General features: G+C 38.0%; 22 protein-coding genes. All 22 read right to left on the bottom strand.

Annotated features, from left to right (window positions below):
* Positions 1 to 30: 30 nt before the first annotated feature.
* Complete coding sequence (sucD, locus tag ACUN0F_RS13860) at positions 31 to 933, bottom strand: succinate--CoA ligase subunit alpha (RefSeq protein WP_000115178.1); 903 nt, start codon at positions 931 to 933, stop codon at positions 31 to 33.
* A 19-nt stretch (positions 934 to 952) separates the two neighbouring features.
* The gene (gene sucC, locus ACUN0F_RS13855; protein WP_001020778.1) at positions 953 to 2,113 is read right to left on the bottom strand and encodes an ADP-forming succinate--CoA ligase subunit beta; all 1,161 of its coding nucleotides are present in this window, start codon (positions 2,111 to 2,113) and stop codon (positions 953 to 955) included.
* Between the two features lie 194 nt (positions 2,114 to 2,307).
* Positions 2,308 to 3,081 carry a ribonuclease HII gene (locus ACUN0F_RS13850; protein WP_046956485.1) on the bottom strand — a complete coding sequence of 258 codons (774 nt, stop codon included), beginning with the start codon at positions 3,079 to 3,081 and terminating at the stop codon, positions 2,308 to 2,310.
* Between the two features lie 51 nt (positions 3,082 to 3,132).
* Entirely contained in the window at positions 3,133 to 4,023 is an 891-nt protein-coding gene (gene ylqF / locus ACUN0F_RS13845; RefSeq protein WP_000236709.1) for a ribosome biogenesis GTPase YlqF, read from the bottom strand.
* A gap of 20 nt (positions 4,024 to 4,043) precedes the next feature.
* On the bottom strand, positions 4,044 to 4,595 hold the full coding sequence (gene lepB, locus ACUN0F_RS13840; protein ID WP_000711858.1) for a signal peptidase I: 552 nt from the start codon (positions 4,593 to 4,595) through the stop codon (positions 4,044 to 4,046).
* A gap of 101 nt (positions 4,596 to 4,696) precedes the next feature.
* Entirely contained in the window at positions 4,697 to 5,041 is a 345-nt protein-coding gene (rplS, locus tag ACUN0F_RS13835) for a 50S ribosomal protein L19 (RefSeq protein WP_001186518.1), read from the bottom strand.
* 146 nt (positions 5,042 to 5,187) lie between these two features.
* Entirely contained in the window at positions 5,188 to 5,922 is a 735-nt protein-coding gene (gene trmD, locus ACUN0F_RS13830; RefSeq protein WP_445539565.1) for a tRNA (guanosine(37)-N1)-methyltransferase TrmD, read from the bottom strand.
* Entirely contained in the window at positions 5,922 to 6,437 is a 516-nt protein-coding gene (rimM, locus tag ACUN0F_RS13825; protein ID WP_000170282.1) for a ribosome maturation factor RimM, read from the bottom strand. Before rimM ends, trmD begins: the two co-directional genes overlap by 1 nt.
* A 121-nt stretch (positions 6,438 to 6,558) precedes the next feature.
* Positions 6,559 to 6,786, bottom strand: a complete 228-nt coding sequence (locus ACUN0F_RS13820) for a KH domain-containing protein (RefSeq protein WP_000737397.1) — start codon at positions 6,784 to 6,786, stop codon at positions 6,559 to 6,561.
* Positions 6,787 to 6,800: 14 nt separating this feature from the next.
* On the bottom strand, positions 6,801 to 7,073 hold the full coding sequence (gene rpsP / locus ACUN0F_RS13815) for a 30S ribosomal protein S16 (protein ID WP_000268750.1): 273 nt from the start codon (positions 7,071 to 7,073) through the stop codon (positions 6,801 to 6,803).
* 100 nt (positions 7,074 to 7,173) lie between these two features.
* Positions 7,174 to 8,523 carry a signal recognition particle protein gene (gene ffh / locus ACUN0F_RS13810; RefSeq protein WP_000863466.1) on the bottom strand — a complete coding sequence of 450 codons (1,350 nt, stop codon included), beginning with the start codon at positions 8,521 to 8,523 and terminating at the stop codon, positions 7,174 to 7,176.
* Between the two features lie 12 nt (positions 8,524 to 8,535).
* A complete protein-coding gene (locus ACUN0F_RS13805) occupies positions 8,536 to 8,868 on the bottom strand; it encodes a putative DNA-binding protein (RefSeq protein WP_000891061.1) in 333 nt (110 codons plus the stop codon).
* 133 nt (positions 8,869 to 9,001) lie between these two features.
* Entirely contained in the window at positions 9,002 to 9,991 is a 990-nt protein-coding gene (gene ftsY, locus ACUN0F_RS13800; RefSeq protein WP_000007644.1) for a signal recognition particle-docking protein FtsY, read from the bottom strand.
* Between the two features lie 15 nt (positions 9,992 to 10,006).
* Positions 10,007 to 13,576: a chromosome segregation protein SMC gene (gene smc / locus ACUN0F_RS13795; protein WP_445539564.1), complete on the bottom strand. Its 3,570-nt coding sequence runs from the start codon at positions 13,574 to 13,576 to the stop codon at positions 10,007 to 10,009.
* Positions 13,577 to 13,723: 147 nt separating this feature from the next.
* Entirely contained in the window at positions 13,724 to 14,461 is a 738-nt protein-coding gene (rncS, locus tag ACUN0F_RS13790; RefSeq protein WP_001146867.1) for a ribonuclease III, read from the bottom strand.
* Positions 14,462 to 14,519: 58 nt separating this feature from the next.
* A complete protein-coding gene (acpP, locus tag ACUN0F_RS13785) occupies positions 14,520 to 14,753 on the bottom strand; it encodes an acyl carrier protein (protein WP_000786062.1) in 234 nt (77 codons plus the stop codon).
* 69 nt (positions 14,754 to 14,822) lie between these two features.
* Positions 14,823 to 15,563 (bottom strand): 3-oxoacyl-[acyl-carrier-protein] reductase, encoded by a 741-nt coding sequence (fabG, locus tag ACUN0F_RS13780; RefSeq protein ID WP_000911777.1) that lies wholly within the window; start codon positions 15,561 to 15,563, stop codon positions 14,823 to 14,825.
* The gene (fabD, locus tag ACUN0F_RS13775; protein WP_000516944.1) at positions 15,563 to 16,507 is read right to left on the bottom strand and encodes an ACP S-malonyltransferase; all 945 of its coding nucleotides are present in this window, start codon (positions 16,505 to 16,507) and stop codon (positions 15,563 to 15,565) included. Before fabD ends, fabG begins: the two co-directional genes overlap by 1 nt.
* A 14-nt stretch (positions 16,508 to 16,521) precedes the next feature.
* Positions 16,522 to 17,514, bottom strand: a complete 993-nt coding sequence (gene plsX / locus ACUN0F_RS13770; RefSeq protein ID WP_046956482.1) for a phosphate acyltransferase PlsX — start codon at positions 17,512 to 17,514, stop codon at positions 16,522 to 16,524.
* Positions 17,511 to 18,104, bottom strand: coding sequence for a transcription factor FapR (gene fapR, locus ACUN0F_RS13765; protein ID WP_000747352.1), 594 nt, complete (start codon positions 18,102 to 18,104; stop codon positions 17,511 to 17,513). Before fapR ends, plsX begins: the two co-directional genes overlap by 4 nt.
* A gap of 88 nt (positions 18,105 to 18,192) precedes the next feature.
* Positions 18,193 to 20,241 carry an ATP-dependent DNA helicase RecG gene (gene recG / locus ACUN0F_RS13760; RefSeq protein WP_001006891.1) on the bottom strand — a complete coding sequence of 683 codons (2,049 nt, stop codon included), beginning with the start codon at positions 20,239 to 20,241 and terminating at the stop codon, positions 18,193 to 18,195.
* Positions 20,242 to 20,524: 283 nt separating this feature from the next.
* Entirely contained in the window at positions 20,525 to 22,201 is a 1,677-nt protein-coding gene (locus tag ACUN0F_RS13755; protein ID WP_046956480.1) for a DAK2 domain-containing protein, read from the bottom strand.
* Positions 22,202 to 22,215: the final 14 nt, after the last annotated feature.

Raw genomic sequence — 22,215 nt, 5'->3', positions numbered from 1 at the left:
CCTTCAAGCAAGAAGGTGTCTTTCAACAGATTAGTAGTTTTTACAAGTCTCAAATAGACCTTTTTCTTTTAAAACAGAGATTAGCGTTTCGCCCATAACCGCTGGAGTTTCCGCTACTTTAATACCACAAGCTTCCATCGTTTTAATCTTTTCTGCAGCAGTTCCTTTACCACCAGAAATGATTGCACCAGCATGGCCCATACGTTTGCCAGCAGGCGCTGTTTGGCCACCAATGAAGCCTACAACAGGTTTTGTCATATTAGCTTTCACCCATTCAGCTGCCTCTTCTTCTGCTGTACCACCGATTTCACCAATCATAATTACAGCATGCGTTTCTTCATCTTCATTAAATGCTTTTAACGCATCAATAAAGTCCGTACCGTTAACTGGGTCTCCACCGATACCTACAGCAGTAGATTGGCCAATACCTTCTTGTGTTAACTGATGTACAGCCTCATACGTTAATGTACCAGAGCGAGATACGATACCTACATGGCCTTTTTTATGAATATACCCTGGCATAATACCAATTTTACATTCATCAGGCGTAATAACACCAGGACAGTTTGGTCCAAGTAAACGTGTATGTTTACCCGCCATATATCTCTTTACGTTTACCATATCTAATACAGGAATTCCTTCAGTAATACATACTACTAAATCGATTTCTGCATCAACTGCTTCCATAATTGCATCAGCCGCAAAAGCGGGTGGAACGTATACAACCGAAGCATTTGCGCCTGTTGCCTTCACTGCATCTTCTACAGTATCAAATACTGGTACACCTTCAATATCAGTGCCACCTTTACCTGGCGTTACACCACCGACAATTTTCGTACCGTATTCAATCATTTGTTTTGTGTGGAATAAACCTTGAGAACCTGTAATACCTTGAACAATAACTTTTGTATCTTTATTAACTAATACGCTCATTTTTCTCCCCCGCTTTCTATTAGCCCACTAGTGAAACAATTTTTTGTGCACCGTCTGCCATAGATTCTGCTGCAACAATATTTAAGCCAGACTCATTTAAAATTTTCTTACCTAACTCGACGTTTGTACCTTCAAGACGCACAACTAAAGGCAATTCAAGACCTACTTGTTTCGTCGCTTCAATAACACCTTCTGCGATAACATCACACTTCATAATGCCACCAAAAATGTTAACGAAGATACCTTTTACATTTTTGTCAGAAAGGATAATTTTGAATGCTTCTGTAACTTTTTCAGCTGTTGCACCGCCACCAACATCTAAGAAGTTAGCTGGATCGCCATGGTAATGTTTAATGATATCCATTGTAGCCATCGCTAAACCTGCACCATTAACCATACAACCGATATTTCCATCTAAAGGAATGTAGTTTAAGTCATATTTAGAAGCTTCAATTTCTTTTGAATCTTCTTCATCAAGATCACGAAGTTCTAAAATGTCTTTATTGCGATATAAAGCATTAGAATCAAAGTTTAATTTCGCATCTAATGCCATAACTTTACCGTCACCTGTTGTAACAAGTGGATTGATCTCCGCGATTGAGCAATCTTTTTCGATAAACGCACGGTATAAGCCCATCATAAACTTCACAGCTTGTCCTACAAGCTCTTTTGGAATATTGATGTTAAACGCGATTCGGCGCGCTTGGAAGCCTTGTAAGCCTACTGCTGGATCAATATATTCTTTAAAGATCTTTTCAGGTGTTTGCTCTGCTACCTCTTCAATTTCTGTTCCACCTTCTTCAGATGCCATTAAAACAACTTGAGAAGTTGCACGATCTAAAACTAAACCAACATAATATTCTTTTTTAATATCGCAACCTTCTTCGATAAGTAAGCGTTTTACTTCCTTACCTTCAGGACCTGTTTGATGTGTCACAAGTGTAGTTCCTAAAATGCTCTCTGCATATGTACGAACTTCATCTAAATTTTTTGCAACTTTTACTCCGCCAGCTTTGCCGCGTCCACCAGCGTGAATTTGTGCTTTTACTACACATACATCCGTTCCTAATTCTTTCGCTGCTTCTACAGCTTCTTCTACTGTAAATGCAACCTTCCCGTTCGGAACGCTAACCCCATAGCTTTTAAGGACTGCCTTACCTTGGTACTCATGGATATTCATGGTCCCATCCTCCCCTGTTTTCCTGTTTTACTCGAAAAGTTTTTTAATGTTTAAAAAACATTACATTGCCATTGTATAAGATGATTGGCACGCTGTCTACAATAAAGTGTCAGAAAACTGAAATCGCTTTATTCTTTTTTAAAAATAATAATGTTCATATACCAAAATAAAAAAATAAGCTGCATATTCGCAGCTTATTTTTGAATCGTATCTTTAATTGGTGCAAAAGATTTCCGATGTTCCTCTAATACTCCATGCGCTTCAATCGCTTCTAAATGTTGTTTTGTGCCATATCCCATATGTTGTTCAAATCCATATGCAGGATACTTTTCTCCAAGCTCTTTCATCATACGATCTCTCGTTACTTTCGCAATAATGGATGCAGCTGAAATAGAAATACTTTTCGCATCCCCTTTAATAATGGACGTTTGCGGAATTGGTGTAGGAAGTTTCATCGCATCAATTAATAAATGTTCTGGTGCACAAGATAAATTCGCAACAGCATCTAACATCGCTTGTTTCGTCGCTTGATAAATATTTATCTCATCAATAACTTGTGGTGATACAATTCCAACTCCAATTGCAATTGCTTGTGCTTTAATTTCATCATAAAAACGCTCTCGCTTCGCCTCACTCAGCTTTTTCGAGTCATTTAACCCTGGAATATAAAAATTTTCCGGAAGGACAACAGCTGCCGTCACGACAGGCCCAGCTAGCGGCCCACGCCCTACTTCATCTATACCGGCGATAAGTGTGAGCCCTTTTTCACGTAATGCGATCTCGTACTTGGACATTTCGAAAAACTTTTCTTTTTCTTTCTGCGCTAACTCTTTTTGTTTATGCCACTTCAAAATAAGCTTTTGTATTCCTTTTCGCTCGTCTTTCATTAATATTTGGAAGCGGTCGTCCTCCTCACTCATTATTTCATGCAGTAAACGTTCCGCTTCTTGAATAGTCACTTTTTGCATTCATGCCACTCCCTTTATATACAAAAAAGAAAAGACGTACAAACGCACGTCTTATACTTCTTCTACTTTTTCTGCATCTTCTGTCTGCTCTGCAAACTCTTCTGGTGTTTCAAACGTCATTTTCCCAAGTTTTCCACCACGAAGCTCACGAAGTACAAGCTCAGATGTTTTATCATAATCAATCATTCCGCCGCCCATTAAACAGCCTCTATTTTTTCCAATTGCATCGAATAACTCCACAATATCTTCTGGAATTTCATTTAAATTATATCGCTCTTTCAAACGTTCTGGGTAATGTTTCTCCATAAAACGTAAAGCGTAAACAGCAACATCTTGTAAATTTAAAATTGAATCTTTAATTGCGCCCGTTGTCGCTAATCGAAGACCCACTAATTGATCTTCAAATTTAGGCCATAAAATACCAGGTGTATCTAACAGTTCCATTTCCTTCCCAACTTTAATCCACTGTTGAGCTGTTGTCACACCAGGACGATCTCCTGTTTTAGCAATATTTTTCTTCGCTAACTTATTAATTAACGTAGATTTACCAACATTCGGTATACCTACAATTAATGCACGAATCGCTCTCGGTCTAATACCTTTTGCAACCATTTTATCAAATTTTTCTTTCACCAACACTTTACAAGCCGCTGCAATTTCCTTCATACCTTGTCCAGCTTGCGCGTTAATTGAAATTGCCATTTGGCCTTTTTCTTTAAAATATGCGATCCACTGCTTTGTTAATCGATCATCTGCCATATCCGCTTTATTTAAAACAACAAGCCTTGGCTTATGTGTAATAATCTCATCGATCATTGGATTTCGAGAAGATAAAGGTAATCGAGCATCTACAAGCTCAATTACAACATCAATTAACTTTAATTTTTCTGTTACTTGGCGTCTAGCCTTTGCCATATGTCCCGGGAACCATTGAATTACCATGTTGCCACCTTCTTTTTCTTTTATTTCACAATACGAGCATCTTTTAACGGCCAATATAGTATATTTGCTTTTCCAATCACTCGGTCCATTGAAATTGTACCAATCGAACGGCTATCTTTACTAAAACGACGATTATCGCCTAAAACAAATAATTGACCTTCTGGAACAGTTTTCTTCCCTGTCATTTCTTCAAGAGTAAAATCATATGTAAGCGGTCCGTCAGCAATTTGTTTTTTTTGCTTGTCTAAATACGGCTCCTCATAAGCCTTTCCGTTAACATATAGTTTATCATTACGATACTCTATTTCATCGCCTGGCAGGCCGATAATGCGCTTAATATAATCTTTATCTTCCGTCGCTCGGAATACGATAATATCAAATCGTTTCGGATCTCCTATGTGATAACCAATTTTATTGACAATCATTCGATCGCGATCATGTAAAGTAGACGCCATCGATACTCCATCTACGAGAATTGGCGCAAAGAAAAACTGTCTAATAACACCCGCTAATACAACAGCAATCAAAATTGCTTTAATCCATTCCCAAAGTGAACTCTTTTCTTTCTTCATGCATTTCCCCTCCACGATTATGTACGCTGCTCGTATTATATCAAAATTTTATATAGATTGGAAAAAGGGAGCTTGTGTATTTACAAGCTCCCATACATGTCTTATCGAATTTCTTTAATACGTGCTTTTTTACCGCGAAGGTTACGTAAGTAGTATAACTTAGCACGACGTACTTTACCACGGCGAAGTACTTCAAGTTTCGCGATTCTTGGCGTGTGAACTGGGAATGTACGCTCAACACCTACACCGTAAGAAATCTTACGAACTGTGAATGTTTCACTGATTCCGCCACCACGACGTTTAATTACAACACCTTCGAAAAGCTGAATTCTTTCACGAGTTCCCTCAACTACTTTTACGTGTACACGTAAAGTGTCTCCAGGACGGAATGAAGGAAGGTCAGTTTTTAATTGGCCTTGAGTAATTTCTGCGATTAATTGTTGCATATTAAATTCTCTCCTTTAAACAGATGCTCTTATAAAGTCTTAATAAATTACAGCGGAACATCGTTAATACGGCCACTGATTTCAGTAGCACAAGTGTTATAATAGCATATTGCTAGGACTGTTGCAATAGAAAATATATCAAGCCCTTACTTGTCTTCTTTAATTTGTTCTAGCCATTTCGCTTCTTGCTTAGATAATTCTCGTTCTTCCAGTAAATCCGGTCTACGCGTGTACGTACGACGTAGTGATTCTTTGTGTCGCCATTCATCAATATTTTTATGATTTCCTGACATGAGTACATCCGGTACCTTCATACCACGAAAATCAGCTGGACGTGTATAATGAGGATGTTCTAATAAACCTGTACTAAACGAATCCTCGACTTGTGAAGCATGATTTCCTAGCACTCCCGGGAGGAGACGCACGACACTATCCGTAATAACCATAGAGGCTAACTCTCCGCCGGTTAATACGTAGTCACCAATAGAAATTTCCTCCGTTACGAGATGCTCACGAATTCGTTCATCGTAACCTTCATAATGACCACACACAAAAATAACATGCTCTTCTTCAGCAAGTTCTTCTGCCTTCTTCTGCGTAAAACGCTCTCCTTGTGGACACATTAGGACAACTCTCGGTTTACGTTCTGTTTCCTTCGTTAACTCTTCCACTGCATCAAAGATAGGCTGGGGGGTTAATACCATCCCAGCGCCACCACCATACGGATAATCATCTACGCTATTATGCTTACTCGTTGTATAATCGCGGAAATTGACAACACGAAGCTCTACCGCTTCTTTTTCTTGTGCTTTCTTTAAAATTGAAGATCCAAACACACCCGTAAACATATCTGGAAACAATGTTAAAATGTCAATTTTCATTATAATAGCCCTTCCATTACATGAATGGTTACTAATTTATTCTCAATGTTAACTTGAAGTACAACATCATCAATATAAGGAATTAATAGATCTTGACCTTTTGGACGTTTAATTACCCAAACATCATTTGCACCAGGAGATAAAATTTCTTTTATTGTTCCTAACGCTTCTCCTTCTTCCGTTACAACACTGCAACCAATAATTTCATGGTAGTAGTATTCGCCTTCAGCTAGTTCACCTAACTGCTCTTCTGGTACTTTTATTAAAGAACCTTTAAACTTCTCTGCTTCATCAACATTGTTGTATCCTTCAAATGTTAATAAATCAAATGTCTTATGTTGACGATGAGAAGTTACTTTCACTGGAAGGTAGTCTGTACTTTTCTCATTACTTATGTATAACGTGTTTCCTACTTTATATCGCTCTTCTGGAAAATCAGTACGAGAAATAACACGAATTTCTCCTCTTACGCCATGAGTATTTACAATTTTCCCTACGTTAAACCACTTTGTCATAAATAGTATGTCACCCCTGGTTTCTATATAAATTAAGCATCTCCATTTCACATATGGAACATGCAACTTCTCTTTAAATGTTAAAAAAGGGAGAGGAAATAACTCCTCGCCCTTTTTACGTTTATTGAATTTCCAGTGTTACTTTTTCATCATTATGATGTCCCACTGAATACAAGAGCATTCGAATTGCTTTCGCAACTTTCCCTTGCTTTCCAATGACTTTTCCAACATCCTCAGGATGTACAGTTAATCGATACTTTATCTCTCCGTTGTAAAGTTCCTGTGTAACTTTTACATCTTCAGGATGATCGACAAGAGGCTTGACAATCGTCTCGACTAACTTCTTCATAGTCATTGCCTCAATTACTTACCTTGTTTAGATAAGTGGAATTTCTCCATGATACCTTGGTTAGAGAATAAGTTACGAACTGTATCAGATGGTTTAGCACCATTTCCTAACCATTTTAATGCTGCTTCTTCGTTGATCTTAACTTCAGCTGGTTGAGCAACCGGATTGTAAGTACCGATTTCCTCAATGAAACGTCCGTCACGAGGAGAACGAGAATCTGCAACAACTACACGATAGAAAGGAGTTTTTTTAGCTCCCATACGTTTTAAACGAATTTTAACTGCCATTTATAAAGCACCTCCGAATTTATTTCACACAGATAATTATATTAGCAAAAAGACTATTGCTTTGTAAAGTATTTTTTCTTAACAGAGCCATCTTTTTTCCTTACATGAATGGAAACTTCAATCCACCTAGTCCTTTTTTCTTACCTTTTTGCATTCCCGTCATCGTTTTCATCATCTTTTTCATATCATCAAATTGCTTGATTAAACGATTGATTTCTTGTACCGTTGTACCGCTACCTTTGGCAATGCGCTTTTTGCGACTAGCATTGATTATTTCCGGTTGTTCTCGCTCTAATTTAGTCATAGAACGAATAATTGCCTCAATATGCCCAATTTGTTTTTCATCAACTTGCGCATTTTTCAGCCCTTTAATTTTATTTGCACCAGGAAGCATTCCTAACAATTCATCAAGCGGTCCAAGTTGACGCACTTGTCCAAGTTGTTCTAGGAAATCGTCAAGCGTAAACGAAAGCGTACGCATTTTTTGCTCAAGTTCTTTTGCTTTCTCTTCATCAACTGTAGCTTGCGCTTTTTCAATTAATGTTAAGACGTCTCCCATCCCTAAAATACGGGATGCCATACGCTCTGGATGGAACGCTTCAATCGCATCTAGTTTTTCACCCATACCAGCAAATTTAATCGGTGTATTTGTTACCGCCTTAATAGATAATGCCGCACCACCGCGCGTATCACCATCTAATTTCGTTAATACAACACCTGTTAAACCTAACTGTTCATGGAAACTTTGTGCAACATTTACCGCGTCTTGTCCCGTCATCGCATCGACAACAAGGAAAATTTCATCCGGTTTCGCAACTTCTTTCACTTTCGCTAATTCATCCATTAGTTCTTCATCAATATGCAGGCGACCTGCTGTATCAATTAAAACATAATCGTGATGATCTTCTTTTGCTTTTGCAATCGCTTGTTTCGCAATTTCAACAGGACTTACTTGATCTCCTAAAGAGAATACAGGCATGTCCAATTGCTTCCCTAATGTTTCAAGCTGTTTAATCGCTGCTGGACGGTAAATATCCGCTGCAACAAGCATTGGTTTACGATTATGCTTTTTACGAAGCAAATTCGCAAGCTTACCCGTCGTCGTTGTTTTACCCGCACCTTGCAGACCAACCATCATTATAACAGTCGGTGGCCTATTAGCAACAGCAATTTTACTTTGCTCTCCGCCCATAAGCTCTGTAAGTTCTTCCTGTACGACTTTAATTACTTGTTGTCCAGGTGTCAAGCTTGTCATTACATCTTGTCCGACAGCACGTTCAGACACACGCTTTACAAAATCTTTTACTACTTTAAAGTTAACGTCCGCTTCTAAAAGAGCTAGACGAACTTCTCTCATCATTTCTTTCACATCGGCTTCAGAAACTTTTCCTTTGCCGCGGATTTTTTGCATTGTCTGTTGAAGTCGGTCGGCTAATCCTTCAAATGCCATATTGCCGCCCTCCTAATCTAATTTTTCGATAGCTTCAACAACTTGTTTCATTTCTTCATTCACATGCTCTTCTTCGCTGATTAGCTGTTTTAGCTTTGCAACAAGTCGCTGTCGCTCTTGAAACTTTTGAAGTAATACTAATTTATCTTCATATTCTTCAAGCATCGCTTCAGTCCGTTTAATGTTATCATACACGGCTTGGCGACTTACATCAAATTCTTCCGCAATTTCACCAAGAGATAAATCATCTAGATAATAAAGCGACATATAACTTCTTTGTTTTTGCGTTAACAACGATTGATAAAAATCAAATAAATAGTTCATTCTCGTTGTTTTCTCGAGCATGTTGGATCATCCTTTGTTAAGTGATTTCCCTTTACATGAATTAGTTTACATGGAGTACAAAAGAGTGTCAAGTTTTTTTCTTAACATCACATATTTTTATAGAAAAAGAAGCGGAAAATGCCGCTTCTTTCACTTACACTTCTTCTGTTTCTACTAAGTTCGCAAATAAACCATACACATATTGTTCTGGATCAAACTGCTGCAAGTCATCCATTTGCTCTCCTAATCCAACGAATTTCACCGGTACATCCATTTCGTTACGAATCGCTAATACAATACCACCTTTAGCAGTTCCATCTAACTTCGTTAAAACAATACCAGTAACGTTCGTTGCTTCACGGAATGTCTTCGCTTGACTTAAACCGTTTTGTCCTGTTGTTGCATCAATAACAAGTAATACTTCGTGAGGAGCCCCCGGTACTTCACGCTCAATTACACGCTTCACTTTCTCTAACTCTTTCATTAAGTTTACTTTATTTTGTAAGCGTCCTGCTGTGTCACATAGTAATACGTCTACTTTACGTGCTTTCGCGGCTTGTACAGCGTCATACATAACCGCCGCTGGATCAGATCCTGACCCTTGTTTAATCACTTCTACACCAACGCGATCGCCCCATACTTCTAATTGTTCAATCGCTCCTGCGCGGAATGTATCTCCTGCCGCCAATAGGACAGACTTACCTTCTGATTTGAATTTATGTGCTAGTTTACCAATCGTCGTCGTTTTCCCTACGCCGTTAACACCGACAAATAAAACAACTGTTAATTGATCCTCTTGCATATTAATTTCGTTACTAAACTCACTGTCGCCTTTGTAAATTCCTACTAACTTTTCTGAAATAACAGCTTGTACTTCTTTTGGATCTTGGATGTTACGACGTTGCACTTCTTCTTTCAATTGATCAATTAATTCCATTACCGTCGAAACTCCGACATCTGCACCAATTAAAATTTCTTCTAATTCCTCAAAGAAATCTTCATCTACTTTACGATAACGATAAACTAAATCATTTACTTTATCTGCAAACGAATTTCTCGTTTTTTCTAATCCATGTTTAAATTTCTCTGTTACCGTATCTGTTTGTTTTGAAATTTTTTCTTTTAATTTTTTAAAAAAACTCATACTGTCCCATCCTTCCTAATTACTTGCAACTAGTTCTTCTCCATCATCTAAACGAACCGAAACAAGTTTAGATACCCCTGACTCTTGCATTGTTACACCGTACAATACGTCAGACTCTTCCATTGTACCTTTTCTATGTGTAATGACAATAAACTGTGTCTCATCACTAAATCTCTTTAAATACTGCGCAAAACGGGCAACATTCGCCTCATCAAGAGCCGCCTCTACCTCATCTAATACACAGAATGGGACTGGGCGCACTTTTAAAATACCGAATAACAGCGCAATTGCTGTTAAAGCACGCTCCCCACCAGAAAGTAAACCTAAGTTTTGCAGTTTCTTCCCTGGCGGTTGCGCTACAATATCAATACCAGTATTTAATAAGTCCTCTGGATTCGTCATGACTAAATCCGCTCTACCGCCTCCAAATAATTCAGAGAATACCGATTGAAACTCCATTCGAATTCCTTCAAACGTAGTAGAAAAACGTTTTTTCATTTCTTCATCCATTTCAGTAATAAGTTGGTGCAATGTCGCTTTCGCTTCTTCTAGGTCATCTTTTTGCTCTAGTAAGAATGTATGACGCTCTGCTACACGCTCATACTCTTCAATTGCCCCTAAGTTCACTGTACCTAGCTCTTCGATGGATAATTTAATTAGTTTCACCTTTTTACGTGCATCCTCTGCAGGCATCATCATTGTATACTTCAGTTTTGCTGCTTCAAATGAAATCGTATATGTTTCACGTAAATGTTGTAATCTATTTTCTAACTCTACATCAAGTCGGTTTATTTTTACTTCTTGATTTTTCAGCATCTCAAGAATGTATTTATGTTTACCTGTTGTTTCTTTCAGATTACGTTCTAAATGTTCTACCCTCTCTTGTAACGTTATGCGTTGTTCACGACGAGAGCGAATTAACTCTGAAGTTTGATTACGATCATATGCTTTCTTCTCAATCATATTCGTAATCTGTTCTTCACCACTTGAATTAGATGTCATTTCTTGTTTTAAGAATGCTAAATCCTCTTTCGTTTTGACAAGCGTTGCATCCGTTTCTTCTTTTTCCTTCGTCAATCGTTCAACTTTTTCTTTTTGATTAGATAAGCGTTGTTGCTTTTCAGCCGCCAACACTTTTAACTCAGTCATTTCTTTTTGCACTTTTTCTTTCGAAGAATGCTGCTCACTTTTTTGTTTTGTTAAAGCGACAATTTTGCTATCTAATTCCGTAATCTCCGCTTGAAGCGTTGCTAAAATCTTTTCTAGCTCTTCTTTACGCCCTTGTATCTTCACTTGATCTTGTAAGAATCCTTCAATCTCTAAATCGTAAATAGATAAACGATCATTAATACGATGTTCTTCTAATTCTAAGCGACTAATTTCTTCTCTTAATTTCTGTTCATCTACACGCTCTGCTTCTACATTTTTCCTTAGTTCCCGTATTTTTACTTCTTTTTCTTGAATCTCTTGCTTTACTGCTTTAACAAAGTTTTCTAACTTTGTCGTTTTTTCTTCCATATCAATTAACTTGTTCGTCCACTCTTCTAGCTCACGTTGACGTCCTAATAAAGAAGATTTCGCCTGTTTTACCGCTCCACCAGTCATAGAACCACCAGGGTTCACTACATCACCTTCGATTGTTACAATGCGATAACGGTATTGCAGTTGTTTCGCCAACTCATTCGCCCCACGTAAATCTTTCGCAACAATAACAGTACCTAATAAATTTGAAACTACATTTTCATATTTATTGTTATATTGCACAAGTTCTGCCGCCACACCTACAAACGATGGGTGTTGATTTACAATACGTAATTGTTCAAATGATAACGATCTACTTTTAATAACAGCTTGCGGTAAAAACGTTGCTCGTCCATGTTTATTTTGTTTTAAAAACGTAATTGCATTACGAGCATGTTCTTCTTTTTGTACGACAATATGCTGCATCGCTGCACCTAGAGCAATTTCCATTGCAATTTCATATTCTTTCGGTACCGTTAGCAGTTCTGCAACAGCACCCTCGATACCTTGCAACCTATCTTCTCTAGCTTTTAACACTTCACGTACCCCTTGATAGAAACCAGAGTAATCCTCTTGCATCTCTTCTAGCATTTCTTTTCGGGAACGTGCCTGTTGTACAAATTGATACGCTTGATACAGTTTTGTTTCATTTTCACTATACTGCGTCTTGCATTTCCCAAGTGCCGCTTCTGTCTTTTGTATATTCGAAAGGATACCAGCTACTTTTTCTTTCACTTGTTCATAACTTTCCACAAGTTTCGTCTTTTTCGCTGTAATTTCCATGCGTATTTCTACATATTTCGCATTTTCTTCATCGAGGCGTTCATTTTTTGAGTTTTGTTGTTTAGATTGTTCTTCAATCATAGATAACTCATTACGATGACTAGCTTGTTGATTTAAAAGTTCAATATAGTCACCTTTTAAATTCTCAATTTGTTCCTCTAAATTGTCAGCAAAAGTTGCAAGCAGTAGCTCATTATCATGCAATTTTGTCTCCAACTCTTTTACTTGATTTACAAATTGCATCAACACTTCTGTACTGGATTCAATTTCACCATCATAACTTGTAGCTTTCTCTGTTAATTCAACAATTAACTGTTCGAGTTGTGCACAATGCGTCGTTGCATTTTGTTTTCTCTCTTTTAATAACTCACGCTGTCCTTCTAACTTTTCTAGCTCTTTACTAGAAAGAAGCAGCACTTCTTGTAAGGAATCTACAGACTCATCTACTGCTTGTAATTGTCCTCGTAATTCCTCAAGCTCTTCTTCACCTTTTTGTAAATGCGTTGACATTTTAGCTTCTTCGTTTTTATTATGCCCAAACTGATTTCGAAGCGCTTCCCATTTCTCATGTAATTCTTCAATTTCATGTACAATAAGCGCCGCTTCTACTTTCTCTAATTCTTCTTTTTTCTCGAGATAATCTTTCGCAATAGAAGCTTGTCTTTCTAAAGGTTCTACTTGACTACTTAATTCGTGAATGATATCTTGTACACGATTTAAGTTTTCTTGTGTGTCTGCTAATTTCACTTCAGCTTTCTTTTTACGAAGTTTGTATTTCAGCACTCCTGCAGCTTCTTCAAATACACCACGACGTTCTTCTGATTTACTACTTAAAATCTCTTCAACTTTCCCCTGGCTAATAATCGAAAAAGCTTCTCTTCCCATACCAGAGTCCATAAATAAATCGATAATATCTTTCAATCTACATGATTGTTTATTAATATAAAAATCACTATCACCAGAACGAGATACACGACGCGTTACACACACCTCATTATATTCAATCGGTAAACGTTGATCTTCATTATTTAAAGTTATTGTTACTTCAGCAACATTAACTGCTCTTCTCGTATCACTGCCTGCAAAAATAATATCCTCCATCTTTGCACCACGTAATGATTTTGCAGATTGTTCACCAAGTACCCAGCGAATCGCATCAGTAATATTACTTTTCCCACTTCCATTAGGTCCTACTACGGAAGTTACACCTGGGACAAAATCAACAGATACACGCTCAGCAAAAGACTTAAACCCTGCTATTTCTAATCTTTTTAAAAACACGAAAGGCCTTCCTCCTATTCTCCGTTGTTATAACTGTTGTCTATACAAAAACAAGCTATTATACGGATTTCCCTTCCCTTTATTCACAAACAAAAAGAAAGTTTCATTCTATGCATAAGGAATCCCCCTCATTCAAAGGGGGATTCCTTATAGTTGTTCTTTTAATTTTTTCAATGCTTCTGCAGCAGCTTGTTGCTCTGCTTCTTTTTTCGACTTGCCACTACCAAGACCTAAAGCCACGTTATTTAACGTAACACGTGACACAAATTCTCGATTATGGGCCGGTCCTTTTTCCTGCAAAATTTGATACTCAATATTGCCACTACCATCACGCTGAATCAACTCTTGTAATTGACTCTTATAATCCATCACATGAGAAAAAGCACCTTCATTAATTTTAGGGTATACAATTTCTTTTAAGAAGCCCCATACTGTTTCTAACCCTTGATCAAGATAAAGGGCACCAATAAACGCTTCAAAGACATCCGCTAATAAAGCTGGTCGTTCACGTCCACCTGTCATTTCCTCACCTTTTCCTAATAAAACAAGGCTACCAAATGACAACTCGTTTGCAAAACGAACAAGAGATGGTTCACATACAATAGCTGCACGTAGTTTCGTTAACTCTCCTTCGCTCATTGTCGGATATTTTTGAAACAGATACTGTGACACAGTAAGTTCCAATACTGCATCTCCAAGGAATTCGAGACGCTCATTGTCTTCATGCGGTTTTTTTCGATGCTCATTCACATACGATGAATGCGTAAATGCTTGAATCAATAATTTTTCATCTGAAAACGTAATACCTATCTCTTCTTGAAATACTTTAAACGCTTCACGATATTTTGTTTCGTATTTTTTTTCTCTATGTTTTCGGTACGGCATAGGTCCCTCCAGATATAAGCCGAGAAGCCCCGCTAAAAAACGGGACTTCACTTAAGCATTATAGATGACTCTCTATGTAAGTCACAGCATCGCCAACAGTAGCAATCTTTTCAGCATCTTCATCAGAAATTTCCATTTCGAATTCATCTTCCAATTGCATTACAAGTTCTACTACATCTAGGGAGTCTGCGCCTAAATCTTCTTTAAAGCTCGCAGCTGGTACTACTTCAGTTTCTTCTACACCTAAACGATCAACGATGATTTTTGTTACACGCTCTAAAACATCTGCCATTCCATTCACCTCCCCTCAAATATTATATTAAATATTGGCCAAAAAAACTAGTTGAAATCAATTCTTTTATTACATTACCATTCCGCCATCAACATTTAACGTTTGCCCTGTAATATATTTGCTTTGATCAGAAGCAAAAAACGTTACAGTATTTGCGATATCTTGCGCTTCACCAAACTGAGCTGCAGGAATTAACTTTAACATTTCGGCTTTTATATTTTCATCTAATATATCCGTCATATCAGTCGCAATAAAACCTGGAGCAATTGCATTTACAGTAATATTACGGCTCGCTAATTCTTTTGCTGATGTTTTTGTTAATCCAATTACACCCGCTTTAGCAGCAACATAGTTTGCTTGTCCTGGATTACCTGTCACTCCAACAACAGAAGCGATATTAATAATACGTCCATGACGCTGGCGCATCATGTATCGAGATACTGCCTTCGTACATAAGAATACACCTTTTAGGTTTGTATTAATAACTGTATCCCATTCTTCTTCTTTCATACGCATTAATAAATTATCTTTTGTTACACCTGCATTATTTACAAGAATATCAACTTGTCCAAATGTATCTACAGTTTGTTTCACCATATTTGTAACGTCTTCAGCATTTGCAACATCTGCTCTTACTGCAATTGCATCCGAACCTAATTTCTTTATTTCATCAACTACTTCATTCGCCTTTTGCTCATTACCAGCATAATTTACTACAACATTTGCCCCTTGTTTCGCTAAATCAATCGCAATCGCACGACCAATTCCACGTGAAGCACCAGTTACTAATGCTACTTTCCCTTTTAACATCAGTTTTCTCCTCTCAAATTTGAAATGGTATCTTTTAATGTCTCTTCATCGTATATCGCATATGCTTTCACTGATGAATCAATTGACTTCATAAGTCCAGCAAGTACTTTCCCAGGTCCAATCTCAATAAATGTATCTACCCCTTGATTCACCATGTTTTCAATGGACGGGTACCATAAGACAGGCGAATAGAGCTGTTCAATTAGCTTTTCTTGAATAAGTGCACCATTTGTAATAACGTCTGCTGTTACATTTGCGATAACAGGAATATTCGTATCTTGAATTGTAATTTCTTTTAAGACACTTTGGAACTTCTCCGCTGCTGGCTTCATAAGCGAAGAGTGGAACGGTCCACTTACCTTAAGCGGAATTGCTCTCTTTGCACCATTTTCTTTCGCTCTTTGAGAAGCAATCTCAACTCCTTGCTTTGTTCCAGAAATCACAATTTGCTTCGTACTATTCATATTAGCGATTTGCACTGCATATCCTTCACTTGTTACTTCTTCTGTAACTTGTTTCAGCATATGTGGGTCAGCACCTAAAATAGCCGCCATTGCACCTTCTCCACCAGGAACAGCTTCTTCCATATATTCCCCACGTTTTCTTACAGCATATACAGCGTCTTCAAAAGTTATTGCACCCGCTGCTACAAGAGCGCTATATTCACCTAAACTATGCCCTGCAACAAAGTCTGGTGTAATATCATACTCTTTCAAAGCTGTCAAAATAGCAAAACTCGTTGTTAATAAGGCCGGCTGCGCATTTGTCGTTAACGTAAGCTTTTCCTGCGGCCCTTCAAAAATCACTTCTGAAAGTGAATCTTGCAACACCTCATCTGCTTTCGCAAACACATTTGCAACCTCTTTATTATTCTCCGCTAACTGTTTACCCATTCCAACTGCCTGTGAACCTTGGCCCGGAAAAAGAAATGCTAGTTTTCCCATTTCAAATCCTCCTCTTATTGGAGTGGCTCTTTCTCCATTACGCTTGAAATAGTAGGAATAACTTCTTTCGCTACCATTTCTCTCGTTTGACGAATCGCACTAAATATTGATTGGTCATTGGAAGAACCGTGAGCCTTAATGACTGGAGCTTTCAATCCAAATAATGCCGCTCCTCCATACTCCGAATAATCCATTTTATCTTTTAATACCATAAGTTTTGGCTTTAATACCGCTGCTGCTAATTTGCTCGTAAACGAACTCATTAACTGCTCTTTTAACATAGAAAATAACGCAAGTGCTGTTCCTTCTAATGATTTTAGCGCTACATTCCCTGTAAAACCATCACATACAACAACATCTGCTACACCTTGCAATAAATCTCTTGATTCAACGTTCCCAACGAAATGAATTGGGGCATCCTTAAGCATTGCAAAGACTTGTTTTGAAAGCTCGTTCCCTTTGCCATCCTCTGTTCCAACGTTCAAAAGTCCAACGCGAGGATTTTTAATTCCTCTTACTTTCTCAGCGTATACAGATCCCATTACTGCATATTGATATAAATGAATTGGTTTTGCATCAACGTTCGCTCCAACATCTAACATAACAAAACCTTCTCCATCAACCGTTGGCATTGTAGGGGATAAAGCTGGTCGCTCAATCCCTTCCATACGACCTACAACGAACAATCCAGCCGCCATTAAAGCTCCTGTACTACCAGCTGATATACAAGCATCCGCTACACCGTCTTTCACTTGCTGCGCTGCTAGTACCATTGAGGCTTGTTTTTTTCGACGAACCGCTCTTACTGGTTCATCTGTCGATTCGATTTTTTCATCTGTATGAAGTATAGTAATCCGTTCTTCACTCGTTAAGTATTGACGAATTTCCTCTTCTTTCCCTACTAACGTAATATGTAAATCAGAATATTCCTTAATAGCTTTCATTGCTCCTAATACGACAGCCTTTGGAGCATGATCGCCGCCCATTGCATCTATTGCGATTTTCATAAGTTGTTACCTTCCTCACTATAATTACTAGATCGATACATTTCAAAAGTGCCTGTAAAAACAAGTTCTTCTCCAACAAAGCTACGCACTTTGACAACGGTCCGTCCTTTATCATTCTCTACATCTTCAACGCGCGCTTTTGCAACAACACGCTCTCCTAATTTTACAGGACGAATGTATCGAATGGTAGACTTTGCAGTTAAAGCTAATTCTTCATCAATAACCGCAACAGCTAGTGAGTTTGCTTGTGCAAACAAATGATGCCCACGGGCAATCTGATTTCTTTTAAATACGTGTTCTACCTTCACTTCAAAGATAGAAATCGCATGTCTATCTAATTCTATATCGATAATTTCTCCGACAACCTCTTCTAACGGTAAAGATTTCACATCTTCTTCATGTTGCTTTGTAGCTACATGTTTAATTCTTTCTCTTAATTCAGGAATAGATAATTCCATACGGTCAAGACGTACGGTTTGTATACTCACTTGAAATTTTTCTGCTAAATCTTCATCCGTAATAAAAGGATTCGTTTCTATTGTTTGTTGTAATAATTCTTGTCTTTCTTTTTTACTTCTTCTTTTTTTCATACCGCACCATCCATTTTTATGACTAGGTACTAACAGTAGTATATAATCATTAAAAGTAGAATGCAACAAAAACTTTCGTTGCCTCCCTTTAATCGAGCTTCTCTCCTTGGAACACACCTGTCCCGTCAAGATAAGTACGCAGCGAAGCATACTGATCATTATGCCAAAACGCTTCTGATTCTACTAGTAACGCCGCATCTTGTCTAGCTGTTTCTAACGCTCGATAATCATGTACCATATCAGCAACCTTGAATTCTGGTAAACCACTTTGCTTACTTCCAAAGAAATCTCCAGGACCTCTTAACTCTAAATCTTTTTCTGACAATACAAATCCATCATTCGTTTCGGTCATAATACGCATTCGCTCTTTTCCCGTTTCCGATTTTGGATCCGCGATTAATAAACAATATGATTGTTCACTACCACGCCCAACACGTCCCCTGAGCTGATGGAGCTGCGATAAACCGAAACGCTCTGCATCATAAATAACCATTACAGTCGCATTCGGTACGTTCACACCTACTTCAACAACTGTTGTCGACACAAGAATTTGCACTTTATTTTCACTAAATTGTCCCATTATCTCTTCTTTTTCTTGAGATGAGAGTCTGCCATGCATTAATCCGACTTGACATTTCCCTTGATAATGATGAGTCAGCATACTATGTAAGTCAATCGCATTTTGTACATCAAGTTTCTCAGATTCTTCAATAAGGGGACAAATAACATATGCTTGTCTTCCTTTTTTTATCTCCTTCTCCACAAAACCGAGAACTCGATCTAACATATCATGTTTTGCCCAGTATGTTTCAATTACCTTTCTACCAGCTGGCATCTCATCGATTATAGAAACATCCATCTCTCCAAATGCAGTAATTGCTAACGTACGCGGAATTGGCGTCGCCGTCATAAATAAAACATCCGGACTTTCACCTTTCTCCCTTAAAACTCGTCGCTGCGCTACACCAAATCGATGTTGTTCATCAGTAATAACGAGACCTAACCTATGAAAGATAACTTCATCTTGAATTAAAGCATGTGTTCCAACAAGGATATCTATTTCTCCTTGTTCTAATTTTGCCAAAATCTCTCGACGCCTTACACCTTTAACAGAACTGGTTAACAATTCAACATTCATACCAAAGTGCGAGAACGTCTCTGCAAGCGATTGATAATGTTGCTCTGCTAAAATTTCTGTAGGAACCATTAAAGCACCTTGATAATGTGCTAACTTCGCTGCATAAAGGCCAATCGCTGCAACGACTGTTTTCCCAGAACCTACATCACCTTGCAACAGACGATTCATCCGATAAGGAGATGTCATATCTTTCATAATTTCATCTACTACCCGACGCTGCGCACCAGTTAATGGAAACGGAAGTGCATCAATAAACTCTTGCAATTCTGCTGAAGGAATTTCTTTTTTCGTCCCTTTCGAATTTTCCCTCTCCATTTTCCGTAATGTTTGCATTTTTAGCTGAAATAAGAAAAACTCCTCATATACAAAACGGCGACGTGCTTGTTTTAAATCTTCCTGTCCTGCTGGAAAATGCAACGACCGAAGCGCTTCATAACGCGGCAATAATTTATATCGACTTAGCAATCCATCAGGTAACACTTCAACTATAGATTCTCCATACTCCTTGAACGCTTGGGCAATAAAACGGCGCATCTGTTTTACTGTAAGTTTCCCTTTCACTGAGTATACAGGCTCTACTTCTTGTTGACGTACAACTGGTCCAAAATGAAGCTCTGATACCGCAATCGTTTGACGGTGCTGATCCCATTTACCAGTAATCGTTACTGTTTCATTTAAATTTAACTTCTGCTTATAGTACGGCCTATTAAAGCATACAGCTGTAATTAAATAACGACCGACGAGGACACGAACCGTAAGACGCGACTTCTTCTTCCCATAATATTGCAGTAAAGGAGCACTATGAACCTTCCCCTCAACTGTTACACGTTCATCATGCTTTACTTCAGCAAGATCTTTCATCGCATAATCTTCATAACGGTACGGAAAATGTTCTAATAGATGAGAAACTGTATAAATCCCCATCTCGTTTAGTAATTCAGATGTTTCTCCTCCGATTCCCTTTACATCCGTAACAGGAACTTGTACAACTTCATTCAAGATTCTCACGCTCCGTCACATTATTTTCTTTGATTCATTCATACTATTGACATCTGTAATCGCTCTCTTTCACCCTATATATTCTATCATAGGCATTCTTAGAGAAACTACTCAAATCCCTCATAAACAATACGAAAGAAAAGAGCCTCACTATTAGCAGCAAGGCTCTTTTTTATCTTCAATATGCTAGCCTTTTGAATAAAAACTAGTAATAAACTTCATATTACTACTTCTTATCCATTAGCAAGTAAGTAATCCATTTATTTTCAAAACGAATTTTCTCTTATTCTACAGAGAAGATGAACGAATACACCGGTTGGTTTCCAGCATGTACTTCTACTTCTGCATCTTCAAAATTCTCCTCTACAAATGCAACTAACTCAGCTACTTCTTCGTCAGTTGCATCTTCACCTTGAAGAATCGTTACAATTTCAGAATCTTCATCAATAAGTGCTTCTAGTAATTGCTTTGCAGCTCCTACTTTTGCAGCGTTTGTTGATACAATTTTTCCATCTGCAATACACATGAAATCATCTTTTTGAATCGCTACACCATCAATTTCCGTATCACGTACAGCATACGTAATTTGACCGGTTTTCACATGAGATAAAGCTTCTTTCATGTTTTCTTCGTTCTCTTCTAAAGTTCCCACTGGATTAAATGCTAACATTGCAGCCATACCTTGAGGAACTGTTTTTGAACGAATTACAATCACTTCTTGATCCACAACTGACGCTGCTTGTTCTGCTGCCATAACGATATTTCCGTTGTTCGGTAAAATAATGATTTTTTCAGCATTCGCTTCTTCAATCGCCTTCACAATATCCTCCGTACTTGGATTCATCGTTTGGCCACCTTCGATAACTTTCGTCGCGCCAATGCTCTCAAATAAAGTTTTGATACCAGATCCCATAGCAACAGTTACGATACCGTACGGTTGTTTCTCTTTAGACTGGCTAGTTTGCTCAGGCATCATAGTAGGCTCATCTAATAAAGCAGTATGCTGTTCACGCATATTTTCTACTTTAATCTTAATTAAACTACCATAGCGTTGTCCATAATTCATAGGATCTCCAGGATGTTCCGCATGAATATGAACCTTAACAACCTCATCATCTGATACAACAAGTAGTGAATCTCCGTACACACTAATATCTTCACGGAATTTTTGTTCAGAGAAATTATGTTCTTTCATTTTTTCAGGCTCTAATTTCACCATGAATTCCGTACAATATCCATACTTAATATCTTCTGTACTCAATTGGCTTTGTACACTACGGTGATGTTCTGCGCGTACCATGTCATTCATAGATGGTTGGGCAGACACATTAGAAGAAATCGTTTCTCCTTTTAAGTCAGCTAAAAATCCTTCGTATACAACAACAAGACCTTTACCACCGCTATCTACAACGCCAACTTGTTTTAATACAGGTAATAAATCCGGCGTACGATTTAACGATGCATTCGCTTCTTTCACAACGTCTTCCATAAACAAAACAAAGTCGCGCTGTTTTTTCGCAACTGTCACTGCATATTTACCCGTTTCTCTTGCAACCGTTAAAATCGTTCCTTCAATCGGTTTCATAACCGCTTTGTAAGCCGCTTCTACCCCAGCATCTAAAGCTGCAGCAAAATCAACTGTTGTTAATTCTTCTTTTTGTTCAATGGATTTAGAGAAACCACGGAACAACTGAGATAAAATAACTCCAGAGTTACCACGTGCTCCCATTAATAATCCTTTGGCTAAACTTACGCCGACTTTACCAGCATGCTGTGAAGGATTTGCTTTCACTTCACGTGCGCCTGAAGTCATTGATAAGTTCATGTTTGTACCGGTATCGCCATCTGGAACCGGAAATACGTTTAATGCATCAACAAGCTGAACATTATTTGTTAAATTATTCGCTCCTTGCATGATCATTTGTGATAAACGTTTCCCATCAATTTTTTGAATTGACACAGATTTTCCTCCTT

It is taken from the genome of Bacillus sp. 1A (genome assembly GCF_052682215.1).
Note: the sequence above shows the minus strand (reverse complement) of the source record. Positions and strands in the feature narration are given on the sequence as shown.